This window comes from Mesorhizobium sp. P160187 (genome assembly GCF_057766425.1).
The window spans coordinates 2,254,361-2,268,515 of sequence record NZ_JBYMDX010000003.1 but is presented as its reverse complement, the minus strand read 5'-3'; the positions used below and the strand labels follow the sequence as shown (position 1 = coordinate 2,268,515).

The window sequence follows — 14,155 nt, the reverse complement described above, 5'->3', positions numbered from 1 at the left end:
CCTTCGATTGCCAAGGTCATTCGGCGGCAAGGACGGTCGAGCGGGCGACGGTCCATGGATTTTCCGGGCGCCTGAGGCCGAGATTCTCGCGCAGCGTGCGGCCTTCGTAGGCCGTGCGGAACAGGCCGCGCCGCTGCAGCTCGGGAATGACCAGGTCGACGAAATCGTCGAGCGCGCCGGGCAGCCAGGGCGGCAGGATGTTGAAGCCGTCGGCCGCCTCGCTGGTGAACCATTCCTCCAGCTGATCGGCGACCTGCGTGACGCTGCCGACGATGGTGTAGTGGCCGCGCGCCGTCGCTACCCATTGGTAAAGCTGGCGTATGGTGAAGTTGTGCTCGTCGGCGATCTGCCGGATCAGCGCCTGGCGGCTCTTCATGCCCTCGGTTTCCTTGCTCGGCGGCAACGGGCCGTCGAGCGGATAGCCCCTGATGTCGAGCGTCTGGCCGGCGAGCCCGTTGAGCAGGGCGACACCGTCCTCGGGCAGGATAAGGTCGTTAAGCTGTTGGTATTTGGCACGGGCCTCGTCCTCGGTGCGGCCGACGAAGGGCGCGACGCCCGGCATGATCAGCACCTGATCGGGATCGCGGCCGACTTCAGCCACGCGCGCCTTGATGTCGCGGTAGAATTCCTGCGCCGTCTCGAGCTTCTGATGGGCGGTGAAGATGACCTCGGCCGAGTGCGCGGCAAGCCCACGGCCGTCTTCCGACTGCCCCGCTTGTACGACAACCGGATGTCCTTGCACCGGGCGCGGCACGTTGAGCGGACCCTTGACGCTGAAATGCTCGCCCTTGTGGTCGATGTCGTGCAATCTGTCCTTGTCGTAGAAACGGCCCGACTGCTTGTCGCGGATGAAGGCGTCATCCTCCCAGCTGTCCCACAGCGCCTTGACCGTCTCGACATGCTCATGCGCCCTGGCATAGCGCTCGGCATGGCTGGGCTGGACGTCGCGGTTGAAATTGCGCGCCGTTTCGTCGCCGGCCGAGGTCACCACGTTCCAGCCGGCGCGGCCGTTCGACAACAGGTCGAGCGAAGCAAATTTGCGCGCCAGCGTGTAGGGCTCCTCATAGGTGGTGGAGGCCGTGGCGATGAAACCGATATGCGTCGTCAGCGGCGCCAGCGCCGCAAACAGCGTCACCGGCTCGAAGCCGGCGATCTTGGCGTTGCCGCCCTCGCGGGCGCCGAGGCCGACGGTCAGGTTGTCGGCCAGGAAATAGGCGTCGAACAGGCCGCGCTCGGCGGTCAGCGCCAGTTGCTTGTGGAACTCGAAATTGGTGGCGCCGTCGGCCGGCGCATCGGGATGACGCCAGGCGGCAATATGCTGTCCGCCGCCGGGCAGGAAGGCGCCGAGCTTGATCTGCCGCGGTTTGCTATCGGACTTGCTGGCTCGAGTCATTTGCAGGCGTCCTTCTGGTCTATGCGGGATGGAATATTGCGTCGCGGATCGTTGGTTTTCAGGCGGCAAGGACGACGCTGTAGGGCACGCCGGCCACCCGGCATGCCTCAGCGACCGCCTGCCGGGCTCGCGCCTTGACTGCCTCTGACACCAGCACGCCATCTGCAAAGTCCTTGTCCGAGGCGTAGATCGCGGTCGGCAGGGTCTGCGCCTCGAAGAAGCCGAACAACGGCCGCAACTGGTGTTCGACGACAAGCGAATGACGCTCGCCGCCGCCTGTTGCCGCCAGGATGATCGGCTTGCCGCGCAGCGACGACGGGTCGAGCAGGTCGAAGAAGTGCTTGAACAGCCCGGTGTAGCTGCCCTTGAAGGTCGGGGAGCCGACCACCAGCACGTCGGCGCCGAGCAGCTGCTCGATAATACCGCGCGCCGCCGGATCGAGATCGCCAAGCTGTCTTGCAGGCGCAAAGGACGGGCCGAGATCCTCGATGTCGAAAACGCTCAAAGCCGAGCCGGCCCGGCTCGCCACCTCACCGGCGATGTGGCTGACGAATGCCTTCGTCTTGGACGGACGGGTCAGGTTGCCGGACCACCCCACCACCAGCTTTTTTGACATCCGAGGCTCCTTCTCGCAAACGCACTATCCGCATTAAGCCTACCGATTTTGTAGAATTAAATGAGCGAGAAGATTTCAAAACCGGGCTCTGAAGCGAATGGAGTTTGCGGTACATCGCCTTTGGTTGGTTCATTTGGCCCCAAAAGCGCCGCGGCAGATGCTGACGCGGTCGCGAAAGGCATCGCCGGGGACCATGGCCTTGGTCCTTTGCGCACTGATGGGTATCGTCGCGAAACCGTCAAGGGCCGGCGGCATTGACACTGCGTTGTGTGAGTGTCGATTGAACCCGATCGCGTGGGCGATGAAGTAGGCAACTGCAATCAAAGAACAGGATGCGCGCATGAAAAAGATCGGCTTTCTTTCCTTCGGCCATTGGTCGCCCTCGTCGCAATCGCAGACGCGCTCGGCGTCCGACGCGCTGCTGCAGTCGATCGACCTGGCCGTCGCCGCCGAGGAGCTGGGCGCGGACGGCGCCTATTTCCGCGTCCATCATTTTGCCCGCCAGCTCGCTTCGCCGTTTCCGCTTCTGGCCGCGGTCGGCGCCCGCACCAGCCGCATCGAGATCGGCACCGCCGTCATCGACATGCGCTATGAGAATCCGCTGTATATGGCCGAGGATGCGGGTGCTGCCGACCTGATCGCCGGTGGCCGGCTGCAGCTTGGCATCAGCCGCGGTTCGCCGGAGCAGGTGATCGACGGCTGGCGCTACTTCGGCTACGTGCCGCAGGACGGCAAAAGCGATGCCGACATGGCGCGCAACCATGCCGAGGTGTTTCTGGACGTGCTGCGCGGCGAAGGTTTCGCGCAACCCAATCCGCGGCCGATGTTCCCCAATCCTCCGGGAATGCTGCGGCTCGAGCCGTTCTCGGCCGGCCTACGCGACCGGATCTGGTGGGGCGCCGCTACCAACGCCACCGCCGAATGGGCGGGCAAGCTCGGCATGAACCTGCAAAGTTCGACGCTGAAGTTCGATGAGGGCGGCCAGCCGCTCCACATCCAGCAGGCCGAACAGATCCGCGCTTATCGTGCGGCGTGGAAGGAAGCCGGCCATACACGCGAGCCGCGCGTGTCGGTCAGCCGCAGCATCTTTGCGCTGGTGAACGACCGCGACCGCGCTTATTTCGGCGGCGGCAGCAGCGAAGATCATTTCGGCTATATCGAGCCTGAGAAGCTTGCCGTCTTCGGCCGCTCCTATGCCGCCGAGCCCGATGTGCTGGTCAAGCAGCTGAAAGAGGATGAAGCGATCGCCGAGGCCGACACGCTGCTTCTGACCGTCCCCAACCAGCTCGGCGTCGAGTACAACGCCCACGTCATCGAGGCGATCCTGAAGCACGTCGCGCCAGCTCTCGGCTGGCGCTGACAAGAGGCGCCAGCCGCCGGGCAAACAAAGAGATAGACCGTTTCGCCGGCAAACGGTGAAACGCTCTAAGGGAAGAGGCGGCTAGGCATCCGCCTTGAAGGTCTGCTTCTGCTGGCCGAGCCCCTCGATGCCCAGTTCCACCACATCGCCAGCCTTCAAGAACACCGGCGGCTTCATGCCCAGCCCAACGCCGGGTGGCGTGCCGGTGGAGATGATGTCGCCGGGGTGGAGCGACATGAACTGGCTGAGATAGGAAACGAGATAGGCGACGCCGTAGACCATGGTCCTGGTCGAGCCGTTCTGCATCGTCTTGCCGTTGACCGTCAGCCACATTTTGAGGTTCTGCGGATCGGCAACCTCGTCCTTGGTGACAAGCCACGGCCCGGTCGGACCAAACGTGTCGCAGCTCTTGCCCTTGGTCCACTGGCCCTGGCGCTCGGCCTGGAAGGCGCGCTCGGACACGTCATGGGCAACGGCATAGCCGGCGACATAATCCAGCGCATCGGCCTCGCTGACATATTTGGCTTTTCTGCCGATGACCACGGCGAGTTCAACCTCCCAGTCGGTCTTTTCCGAGCCGCGCGGGATCAGCACATCATCGTCGGGGCCGACAATGGCCGAGCTCGCCTTCATGAAGATGATCGGCTCCGGCGGCACGGTGGCGCCGGTTTCGGCGGCATGGTCGGAATAATTCAGGCCGATGCAGATGAACTTGCCCGTGCCGGCGACGCAGGCGCCGAGGCGCGGCTTGCCGGAAACCGCCGGCAGCGAGTTCGGATCGAGCTTCGACAATGTCTCGAGCGACGCCGGATCGAGCGCCTTGCCAGCAATGTCGGTGACATGACCCGAAAGATCGCGGATCGTTCCATCCGCATCGAGCAGGCCGGGGCGTTCGCTCCCTATCTCGCCATAGCGCAGCAGTTTCATCTTGCTCTCCAAATTGCGGCCCAAGGCCGTTTTCAAAACTCGCTCCGCCAAGCGATGACTGGGCGGACTCTGGCTATCGGACCCGACCTGGGGCAAGCCGGACTTTAGAACTGTTCGAGCCTGGACCTGCGGATCGAGGCTATTGCTCAGATCGACCAGCCGCCGTCGATATTATAGGCCTGGCCTGAGGTGTACGTGGCGCCGGCGAGGTAGACGGCAAGGTCGGCGATTTCCTCGGGCGTGCCGAGACGGCCCATCGGCTGGCGGGCAATGAAGGCCGCGCGGGCCGCCTCGTAATCGCCCTGCGCATGCATGCGGTCCTGCAGCGACGGGCTCTCGACGGTGCCGGGGCAGATGGCGTTGCAGCGAATGCCCTTGGCGACATAGTCCGCGGCAACCGCCTTGGTGAGACCGATCACGGCCGCCTTGGAGACGCCATAGGCGAAGCGGTTGGGCACGCCCTTGCCGGCGCCGGCGACGGACGACATGTTGATGATCGAACCATCGCCGCGTTCCAGCATGCCGGGCAGTACGGCCCGAATGGTTCGGATCATGGCGCGGACATTGAGGTTGAAGGCGAAGTCGAGATCGGCATCCTTCATCTCGAGGATCGAGCCGGAATGAACGAAGCCAGCGCAGTTGAACAGCACGTCGACGCGGCCGATTTCAGCGAAGCCCGATGTGACGGCATCATCGTTGAGGACGTCGAGCTTGCGGGTCTTGATGCCGGAGGTCTTGGCGAGTTCGGCCAGCAGCGCCTCGTTGATGTCGGTGGCGTGCACGACGGCGCCTGCCTTGGCGAAGGCCAATGCGCTCGCCCTGCCGATGCCTTGCGCCGCCGCCGTGACGACAACGACCTTGCCTGCCAGATCCGCCATGCGTTTCTCCTCGCCCTCTTTGGCCACTTCTCGGCCCGATTTAATGCCGGCTGACCGGGGCGTCCTGTGCCAGACAGGCGAGACTATGCGGCCTGCACAATCCATCAGTCCAAAATAACAAATGTTTTTTCTGGTTAAAGAACACACGTCCGGGCGTCAAGCCCGAACGCGATCACCTTCACGACGGCCGATGTAATGCACATCGCTTGCTCTGATGCAACAACATGTATGACAACCGGGCAACGAGTGACGCTGCCATGGTTCGCTCAAGCACAGCGCGTTTCAGGCGGCATTAGTCGCCGTATGGCACCCAGACGTTCTTCACTTCGATGGCCCGCCGCAACAGGGCATCGCCGGCGGCCTCGTCGGAGGCCCAGTCGAGGCTGCGGCCGTTTCCGGTCCAGACGCGCTTGAGATTGCCGATGGAATCGGCCTCCGCCCTGGCGCAGGTGTCGGCATCGGCGAACAGCCACAACCCGTCGACATCGTCATGCTTGGCCAGCACGCCGGCAAGCTCCGCCGTGCGGCCGGTGACGATGTTGATGGCGCCTGCCGGAACGTCGGAATATTCGATCACCTGGTAGAGATCGGTGGCGAGCAGCGGGTATTTTTCCGACGGCACGGCCACCACCGTGTTGCCCATGGCAAGCGCAGGTGCGATCAGGGAGATCAAGCCGAGCAGCGGCGCGCTGTCCGGGGCGACGATGCCGACGACGCCGACCGGCTCGTGCAAAGCGAGCGTGACGGCGCGGGCCGGTGGCTGATGCACCCTGCCCTCATACTTGTCGGCAAGGCCGGCATAGAGGAACAGGCGCTCGATCGATTGTTCCACTTCCTCCCGCGCGGCCTTGGCGTTGGCGCCGGTCAGTTCGGTCAAGCGTGCGGTAAACTCGCCGGCACGGCCGGACAGATTTTCGGCGAGATAATATAGCACCTGGGAGCGATTGTAGGCGGTCGCCTCCGGCCAGGCCTTGCAGGCGCGGGCGGCGGCAACGGCGTCGCGGATGTCCTTGCGGCTGCCGAGACCGACTTCGCCGGCGAGCTTGCCCTTGGCAGTGGCTATCGCCAGCGAATAATTGCCGTCGGGCCGCACCTGCTTGCCGCCGATGAACAGCTTTGCGGTACGATCGATGGCGCCGCCATCCGATTGCTCGACCGGCTGCGCCGAAGCCGCCGTCGGCTTGATCACCGGGCCGAGCGGCAGCTTTGCCGAGAGATACTCGAACATGCCCTCGCGCCCGCCCTCGCGGCCAAAGCCGCTTTCGCGATAGCCGCCGAAGCCGCAGGCGGCGTCGAACATGTTGGTGCCGTTGACCCAGACGACGCCGGCCTTCAGCTGCGGCGCGACATGCAGCGTGAGGTTGATGTTTTCGCTCCACACCGAGGCGGCCAGCCCATAGCGCGTGTTGTTGGCGAGTTCGACCGCTTCCTCGGTGTTGCGGAAGGTCATGGTGGCCAGAACCGGGCCGAACACCTCTTCCTGCGCCAATATATTTGCCGGCGAAACACCGGTGGCGAGCGTCGGCAGGTGGTAGTAGCCGGAAGACGGCAGCACCGCGTCGGGCTGCCAGCAGACGGCGCCCTGTCTGGCGCCTTCTGCGACCAGGCCCTTGACGCGGTCGAGCTGTGTGGCGTCGACCAGCGGTCCGATATCGGTGTTCTTGTCGAGCGGGCTGCCGACGCGAAGCCGGCTCATCCTGACCTTGACCTTTGCGATCAACGCGTCGGCAATGCCTTCCTGCACCAGAAGCCGCGAGCCTGCGCAGCAGACCTGGCCCTGGTTGAACCAGATGCCGTCGACCAGTCCTTCGACGGCGCTGTCGAGATCGGCGTCCTCGAAGACGATGAAGGCCGATTTGCCGCCAAGCTCCAATGACAGCTTCTTGCCCGATCCAGCCGTGGCTTTCCTGATGATCTTGCCGACCTCCGAAGAGCCGGTGAAGGCGATCTTCTGGATGCCGGGATGGTTGACGATGGCGACGCCCGCTTCCGGCCCGCCCTGGACGATGTTGACGACGCCCTTGGGCACGCCGGCACGCTCGCAGATCTCGGCAAACAGGATGGCGGTGAGCGGCGTGAACTCGGCCGGCTTCAGCACCACCGTGCAGCCGGCGGCGAGCGCCGGCGCAATCTTCCAGGCCAGCATCAGCAGCGGGAAATTCCATGGGATGATCTGGCCGACGACGCCGACACCCTTGTGGCCTGGGAAATCCTTGTCCAGCGCCTGCGCCCAGCCGGCATGATGGATGAAATGGCGGATGGCCAGCGGCACGTCGATGTCGCGGCTTTCGCGGATCGGCTTGCCGTTGTCGATTGACTCAAGCACTGCGAACAGGCGCTGATGACGCTGCATCGCGCGGCCAATGGCGTAAAGCACTTTTGCGCGCTGGTAGCCCGAGGATGCCGACCATTTCGGCAACGCCCTGGTGGCTGCGGCGACGGCTGCGTCGATATCGGCGGCGCCGGCATCGGAGATCTTGGCCAGCAGCTTGCCGGATGAGGGTTCGCTGGTCTCGAAGGTCTTGCCGCCGCCTGCTGCCTTCCAGCCGCCGTCGATGAACAGCGCCTTGCCGAAATCGCGTCCGGCAAGCCAGGCATCGGCCTCGGTGCGGGCTTCCGGCGCCGGGCCGTATTCCATGGCGTGATAGCGTTCGAGAATGTTCATGACGCGCTCCAGATAATCGTCTTGGCAGGCGCTCTGTGGCGCCCCCCTCTGTCCTGCCGGACATCTCCCCCACAAGGAGGGAGATTAGCCTTCGCGCCTGTCGGCTCTGAAACGTCGACAATTGGCGAAATCGCCGACGTTAGCCAATCTCCCCCCAAGTGGGGGAGATGTCCGGCAGGACAGAGGGAGGCGCGAAGGAACACGACGTTCAAGGCCTTCATCCGCCTCACGCCATTGCGTGGCGGTGATTGGCCGAATAATGCCCGGTCAGATGATGCTCGAGCTGGCGCTCGATATCGGTGAGGAGGCTCGAGGCGCCGAAGCGGAACAGGTCTGGCTCCAGCCAGGGCCGGCCGAGCTCCTCCTTCATCAGCACCAGCCAGTCGAGCGAGGCCTTGGCGGTAGAGATGCCGCCGGCCGGCTTGAAGCCGATGAGAAAGCCGGTCTCCTCGAAATAGGCTCGGATGGCGCGCACCATGGCAAGGCCGACGGGCAGCGTGGCGTTGACGCTTTCCTTGCCGGTCGAGGTCTTGATGAAATCGGCGCCGGCCATCATCGCCACCATCGAGGCTAGCATGACATTTCGCAGCGTGGCGAGGTCGCCGGTGCCGAGAATGACCTTGAGATGCGCATCGCCGCAGGCTTCGCGCATCGAGACGATCTCGTTGTAGAGCTCCTGCCACTTGGCGCCGAAGACCAGGCCGCGCGGGATGACGACGTCGATCTCGTCCGCGCCGTCGCGCACCGATGCCTCGATCTCCTGCAGGCGGGTCGACAGCGGCGCAAGGCCGTGCGGGAAAGCGGTGGAGACGGCGGCGACATGGATGCCGGTGCCGCGCACGGCATCAACAGCCGTCGCGACGAATGGATGATAGACGCAGACCGCCGCCGGGCGGATTTTTTCGCCCTCGATGCCAAGCCCCTCGACGATGTCGCGGCGGAACGGGTTGATCGCCTTGGCGCACAGGCGGCGCACGCGCTCTTCGGTGTCGTTGGAATTCAGCGTCGTCAAATCCATGCAGGAGACGGCGCGCAGCAGCCATGCCGCCTGGTTGTCGGCCTTGATCGAACGACGCTTGGTCAGGCTGGCGACGCGGCGCTCCAGCGCCGAGCGATTGACCGAGCGCACCGATTCCATGAAGCCGAGATCGAGCCGCATGCCGGTGTTGCGGGCGATGCCATGCGATTGCGGAACGGGCGTGTTGGCTGCGGCACGCGCCGGCAGCGGCGTGACCTTGGACGCGCCGAGATCGGCTTCGCGGATTGTGCTGCTCATCTCCTGCCCTTTCGCTCGACGATTTTACGTCGTGGTGCGTGTCGTTGCTCCCGGACCGCACGGCGGCTTTAGGCGACGCACACCGAAGATAGCCCGTGAAGCATCGCTTCACGAGTCCTTCAAGCGGTCATAGCGGAAAAAGGCGGCGAAAGCAGCTGAATTTTGACCGCATGGTCAAAATTCCAATCGAGAAGCAGGCGCCGAGGCGCCTGCTGATGTCAGCCGACGAAAGCGCGCTCGACGACGAAGGTCGAGGGATGGCTGAGCGAGCCCTCATGGAAGCCGAGGCCTTCGGCCATTTCCTTGACGTCCTTCAGCATATGCATCGAGCCGCAGATCATGATGCGGTCCGTCTCCGGATTGAGCTTCTCGATGCCGAGGTCGGCGTAGAACTTGCCCGAGCCGATCAGCGCCGTGATGCGGCCCATGCGCGCCGATTCTTCGCGGGTCGTCGAATTGTAGAGGGTGACGCGGCCGCCGGTCAGTTCGCCGATCAGGGGATCGTTCTCGAGCGCGGCCACCAGTTCCTGGCCATAGGTCAGTTCGGCATTGTCGCGGCAGGTGTGGGTCAGGATGACCTGATCGAATTTTTCGTAGGTATCGGGGTCGCGCAGAAGGCTGGCGAAGGGCGCGATGCCGGTGCCGGTCGAGATCATGAACAGGCGCTTTGCCGGGGTCAGCGCGTCGACAACCAGCGTGCCGGTCGACTTCTGGCGCATGATGACGGTGTCGCCGACCTGGATCTTCTGCAGTTCGGAGGTCAGCGGACCATCCGGCACCTTGATCGAGAAGAATTCCAGCTCTTCGTCCCAGGCCGGGCTGGCGACCGAATAGGCGCGGTACACCGGCTTTTCGGCATTGGGCAGCCCGATCATGACGAACTCGCCGGAGCGGAAGCGCAGCGACTGCGGACGGGTGATGCGGAACGAGAACAGGCGGTCGGTGTAATGCTTCACCGAGACGACGGTTTCGGCATAGACATTGGCCGGAATCGGAAACTGCAGCGGACGGGCGCCGGCTGTGTTGAGTGCGGATGTGGTGTTCATCAATCCAACTCTGTCTTGCCCACGCCTGTGCGGGCGCCAAACCGTTTCCTGCGCGCCCAGACCATTCAGGTCCCGGCGAGCCGTTCACACACTCCAAAGCAGTGAGCTCTTGTGTCCCAAATTTATTAGTATACAAACGATATTTGTGTCAAGATACCACGCTAAAACAGCTTTCCAAACTGCGGCATATTCGTAGTTCCGCCATTTCGGATTTCGACAATGAAAGAGAATTTTTCGGTGAAGCAGCCGGATTCCGCAGGCGACGTCGTTGCCGGCATCGATGTTGGCGGAACCTTCACCGACCTCATTTTGATCGACGGAAATGACGGCGGAAAGGTGCATATCGCCAAGACGCCGACGACGGTCGACAACCAGGCGTTCGGCGTGGTTTCAGCGCTGGGCGCCACAGGCTTTGCCATAGACGGCATCGACCTCATCGTGCATGGCACGACCACCACCACCAATGCGGTGCTGGAACGCAGGCTGGCGAAAACCGGCATGATCACCACGCGCGGTTTTCGCGACGTGATCGAGCTTGGCCGCCGCACACGGCCGCAGCCCTACGGCATGACCGGAAGCTTCGTTCCGATCATCCCGCGCGATCTCCGGCTCGAAGTGTCGGAGCGCGTCGAGGCGTCGGGCGCGGTGCGCACGCCGCTCGACGAGGCCGAGATGCGCGACGCCGTGAAGACGCTGATCGGGGCCGGCTGCGAGTCCCTGGTCATCCATTTCCTGCATTCCTACGCCAACCCTGGACATGAGCGGCGCGCGGCCGAAATCGCCGCCGAGCTTTGGCCGAACGGCTACATCACGACTGGCCATGCGCTGCTGTCGGAAGCCCGCGAATTCGAGCGCGGCGTGACCGCCGCGGTGAACGCCTCGGTGCAGCCGATCCTCGAGCGTTATGTCGAGCGGCTGCGCAAGGAATTGGCTGCCAAGGGCTATGCCCGCGACTTCCTGATCATGAACGGCAATGGCGGCATGATCTCGGCCCGCTTCGTCACGCGCGAGTCGGCCAAGACCGTGATGTCAGGCCCGGCTTCGGGTGTCATCGCGGCCGCCTATACGGGCAAGCGCGCCGGCTTTGAAAACCTCGTCACCTACGACATGGGCGGCACCTCGACCGATGTGGCGCTGATCCGCAACGCCGAGCCGGCGGTCTCCAACGAGATCGAGATCGAATATGCGATGCCGATCCATGTGCCGATGGTGGCGGTGCATACGGTCGGCGCCGGCGGCGGCTCGATCGCGCGCGTTGATGCGGCCGGCCTGATCCAGATCGGCCCGGAAAGTGCCGGCGCCAATCCCGGTCCGATCTGCTACGGCCGCGGCGGCTTGGAGCCGACCATCACCGATGCCAATCTGGTGCTGGGACGGCTGGCGCCGAAAAAACTGCTGGCGGTCGAAAATCCGGTCACCGTCGAGCGCGTCACCGGCATCTTCGAAGACAGAATAGGCAAGGCCACCGGCCTCTCCGGCGTCGAGGCGGCGGGTGCAATCCTGCGGCTCGGCAACATGAAAATGGCCGGCGCCATCCGCATGGTCTCGGTGTCGCGCGGCCATGATCCGCGTGATTTCGCGCTGTTCGCCTTCGGCGGCGCCGGGCCGCTGCATGCAACCGCGCTGGCGCGCGAACTCGGCCTGCCCCGCGTGCTGGTGCCGGCCCGTCCGGGCATCACCAACGCGCTCGGCTGCGTCGTGGCCGATCTGCGCCATGACTTCGTCAACACCATCAACCAGCCGGTCGCCGTGCTTGATGAAGCCCGGCTTCGCGAGGTGCTGGAACGTCACCGCGGGGAAGGCGAGGAACTGATCGGCAAGGAAGCGGTGAAGCCGGAAACGATCCGCGTTACGCACTCTGCCGACATGCAGTTCGTCGGCCAGACCCACATCATCAACGTGGCGCTGCCGTCTTCATCGGTGACAAGGCAGGAGTTGCAGGCGCTGTTCGAAAAAGCCTATTTCGCCCGCTTCAAGGTCGAGTTGCCGGAGATCCGCGCCAATCTGGTCAACCTCAACACGTCGGTGACGGGCGTGCGGCCGGCAATCGACCTGTCACGGCTGATCGACCCGGCCGGACGTACAAAGACGCTAGACGAGGCGCTGCGCGAGACAAGGCCGGTCTGGTATGCCGGACGCTGGCACGATACGCCGATATACGCACGCGAAAAATTGCCGCTCGATGCCGTTATCCAAGGGCCGGCGATCCTCGAACAGATGGACGCCACCACCGTGCTCGAACCCGGCGACCGCGCAAGATCGGACGCCGACGGCAACATCATCATCGACATTGGCGAGGCCTGAGATGCAAAAGCTCGACGCCATCACGCTTTCGGTCCTGCAGGCAGCCTTGCAGCAGGTCTGCGACGAGATGGATCTCACTTTCTCCCGCGCTGCCTTCTCGCCTGTCATCGCCGAGGCCAATGACCGCTCCGACGGCATCTACTCGGCCGTCGATGGTTCGTTGATCGCACAAGGCAGCCAGGGCCTGCCGGTGTTCGTCGGCGTCATGCAGTATTCGACCAAAACGGTGATCGAGATGATCGCCGACGGCCGTTGCCTGCCGCCTGAGCCGGGCGACATCTACATCGTCAACGATCCCTATCTCGGCGGCACGCATCTCATGGACGTGCGCTTCGCCATGCCAGTCTACCGCGACGGCAAGATATTTTGCTGGCTATCGAATACCGGCCACTGGCCCGATATCGGTGGCTCGGTGCCGGGCGGCTTCTCCGCCTCCGCCACAGCCGTCGAGCAGGAAGGCCTGCGGCTGCCGCCGGTCAAGCTGTTCAAGAAGGGCGTGCTCGACACCGAAATCTACGCCATCATCTGCTCCAACATCCGCGTCGCCGACCAGCGCATCGGCGATATAAGGGCGCAAGCCGCGGCACTGTTGATCGGTCAGGACCGGCTCAATGGAATCCTCGATCGTTACGGGGACGAAACCGTCGTCGGGGCGATCGCCGAACTGCGTCGCCGCGCCGCCGAGCAGATGCGCGCCAACATCTCCGCCATTCCCGACGGCACCTACAGCTCGAAGGCCTTTGTCGACTCGGACGGCGTGGTCAACGAGCCGCTGACCATCGCGCTCGCGGTGGAGAAGAAGGGCGATACGCTGACCTTCGATTTCACAGGTTCGTCAAAACCCTGTGCCGGGCCGATGAACAGCGTGCTGGCGACGACATTGTCGTCGGTCTATCTCGCCATGCGCCATATTTTCCCTGATGTGCCGATCAGCGCCGGCGCTTTCGAGCCGCTGATCGTCAAGCGGCCGGAAGGCACGTTCCTCGACGCCAAATACCCGCGTCCCGTCTCCGGCTGTGCGGCTGAAGTCTCGCAGCGCATCGCCGAGGCGGTGTTCGCGGCGATGGTGCAGGCGCTGCCGGAAAAGGTGACGGCCGCGCCCGCCGGCTCCAGCGGCAATTTCGCGCTGGGCGGCAACGATCCGGCGCGCGGCCGCGACTATGTGATGTATCAGATCTCCGGCGGCGGCTATGGCGGCAATTCCGGCCATGACGGCCTGACCAATGGCTGCTCGACCATCGGCATTTCGAAATCGCCGCCGGTCGAGATCATGGAGCAGGCCTTTCCGGTTCTCTACCGCCACTATGCCTTGCGCGAAGGCTCGGGCGGCGCCGGCAAGCAGCGCGGCGGCTTCGGCCTCGCCTATGAGGTCGAGATATTGCGAGGAGAGGCGCGCGCGTCCTTCGTCATGGACCATGGCCGTTTCGGCCCGCAAGGCGCGCTCGGCGGCAAGGACGGCGCGGTGAACACGGTGACCGTGTTCCGCGACGGCGAGGCACATGTGCCGCCGCATCTGTCCAAGGAACAGGACATCGCGCTCAAGGCCGGCGACCGCGTGAGGGTCGGCACGCCCGGGGGCGGCGGCTATGGCGATCCGCGTGAGCGCGACCCGAAACTGGTCGCCGAAGACATCAGGCTTGGTTACTACACCGTTGAACAAGCCAAAGAGCTGTTCGGAACCTGACAGCCG

11 protein-coding genes are annotated in these 14,155 nt (G+C 64.1%); 4 read left to right on the top strand and 7 right to left on the bottom strand.

What is annotated here, in order from left to right:
- Positions 1–16: 16 nt before the first annotated feature.
- Both AC3CCE_RS14480 and msuE read right to left on the bottom strand, forming a co-directional pair.
- Positions 17–1,393, bottom strand: coding sequence for an LLM class flavin-dependent oxidoreductase (locus AC3CCE_RS14480; protein WP_023806228.1), 1,377 nt, complete (start codon positions 1,391–1,393; stop codon positions 17–19).
- Between the two features lie 58 nt (positions 1,394–1,451).
- Entirely contained in the window at positions 1,452–2,009 is a 558-nt protein-coding gene (msuE, locus tag AC3CCE_RS14475) for an FMN reductase (protein WP_023671307.1), read from the bottom strand.
- 60 nt (positions 2,010–2,069) lie between these two features.
- Between msuE and AC3CCE_RS14470 the strand changes: the two genes are divergently transcribed.
- On the top strand, positions 2,070–2,267 hold the full coding sequence (locus AC3CCE_RS14470) for a hypothetical protein (RefSeq protein WP_155929689.1): 198 nt from the start codon (positions 2,070–2,072) through the stop codon (positions 2,265–2,267).
- Between the two features lie 82 nt (positions 2,268–2,349).
- Positions 2,350–3,369, top strand: a complete 1,020-nt coding sequence (locus tag AC3CCE_RS14465; RefSeq protein ID WP_023683546.1) for an LLM class flavin-dependent oxidoreductase — start codon at positions 2,350–2,352, stop codon at positions 3,367–3,369.
- A gap of 81 nt (positions 3,370–3,450) precedes the next feature.
- Here AC3CCE_RS14465 and AC3CCE_RS14460 read toward each other — a convergent pair whose 3' ends face one another.
- The 5 genes from AC3CCE_RS14460 to AC3CCE_RS14440 all read right to left on the bottom strand — a co-directional run bounded on the left by AC3CCE_RS14460 (position 3,451) and on the right by AC3CCE_RS14440 (position 10,161).
- A complete protein-coding gene (locus AC3CCE_RS14460) occupies positions 3,451–4,296 on the bottom strand; it encodes a fumarylacetoacetate hydrolase family protein (RefSeq protein WP_023693126.1) in 846 nt (281 codons plus the stop codon).
- A gap of 146 nt (positions 4,297–4,442) precedes the next feature.
- Positions 4,443–5,174, bottom strand: a complete 732-nt coding sequence (locus AC3CCE_RS14455) for an SDR family oxidoreductase (RefSeq protein ID WP_023693125.1) — start codon at positions 5,172–5,174, stop codon at positions 4,443–4,445.
- 292 nt (positions 5,175–5,466) lie between these two features.
- Positions 5,467–7,839 (bottom strand): aldehyde dehydrogenase family protein, encoded by a 2,373-nt coding sequence (locus AC3CCE_RS14450; protein WP_023742296.1) that lies wholly within the window; start codon positions 7,837–7,839, stop codon positions 5,467–5,469.
- 226 nt (positions 7,840–8,065) lie between these two features.
- A complete protein-coding gene (deoC, locus tag AC3CCE_RS14445) occupies positions 8,066–9,115 on the bottom strand; it encodes a deoxyribose-phosphate aldolase (protein ID WP_023703681.1) in 1,050 nt (349 codons plus the stop codon).
- 218 nt (positions 9,116–9,333) lie between these two features.
- Entirely contained in the window at positions 9,334–10,161 is an 828-nt protein-coding gene (locus tag AC3CCE_RS14440) for a ferredoxin--NADP reductase (RefSeq protein ID WP_023700427.1), read from the bottom strand.
- A 219-nt stretch (positions 10,162–10,380) separates the two neighbouring features.
- Between AC3CCE_RS14440 and AC3CCE_RS14435 the strand changes: the two genes are divergently transcribed.
- Together AC3CCE_RS14435 and AC3CCE_RS14430 are read left to right on the top strand one after the other, a co-directional pair.
- Positions 10,381–12,465, top strand: a complete 2,085-nt coding sequence (locus AC3CCE_RS14435) for a hydantoinase/oxoprolinase family protein (protein WP_352626398.1) — start codon at positions 10,381–10,383, stop codon at positions 12,463–12,465.
- Position 12,466: 1 nt separating this feature from the next.
- Complete coding sequence (locus AC3CCE_RS14430; protein ID WP_023700429.1) at positions 12,467–14,149, top strand: hydantoinase B/oxoprolinase family protein; 1,683 nt, start codon at positions 12,467–12,469, stop codon at positions 14,147–14,149.
- Positions 14,150–14,155 lie beyond the last annotated feature (6 nt).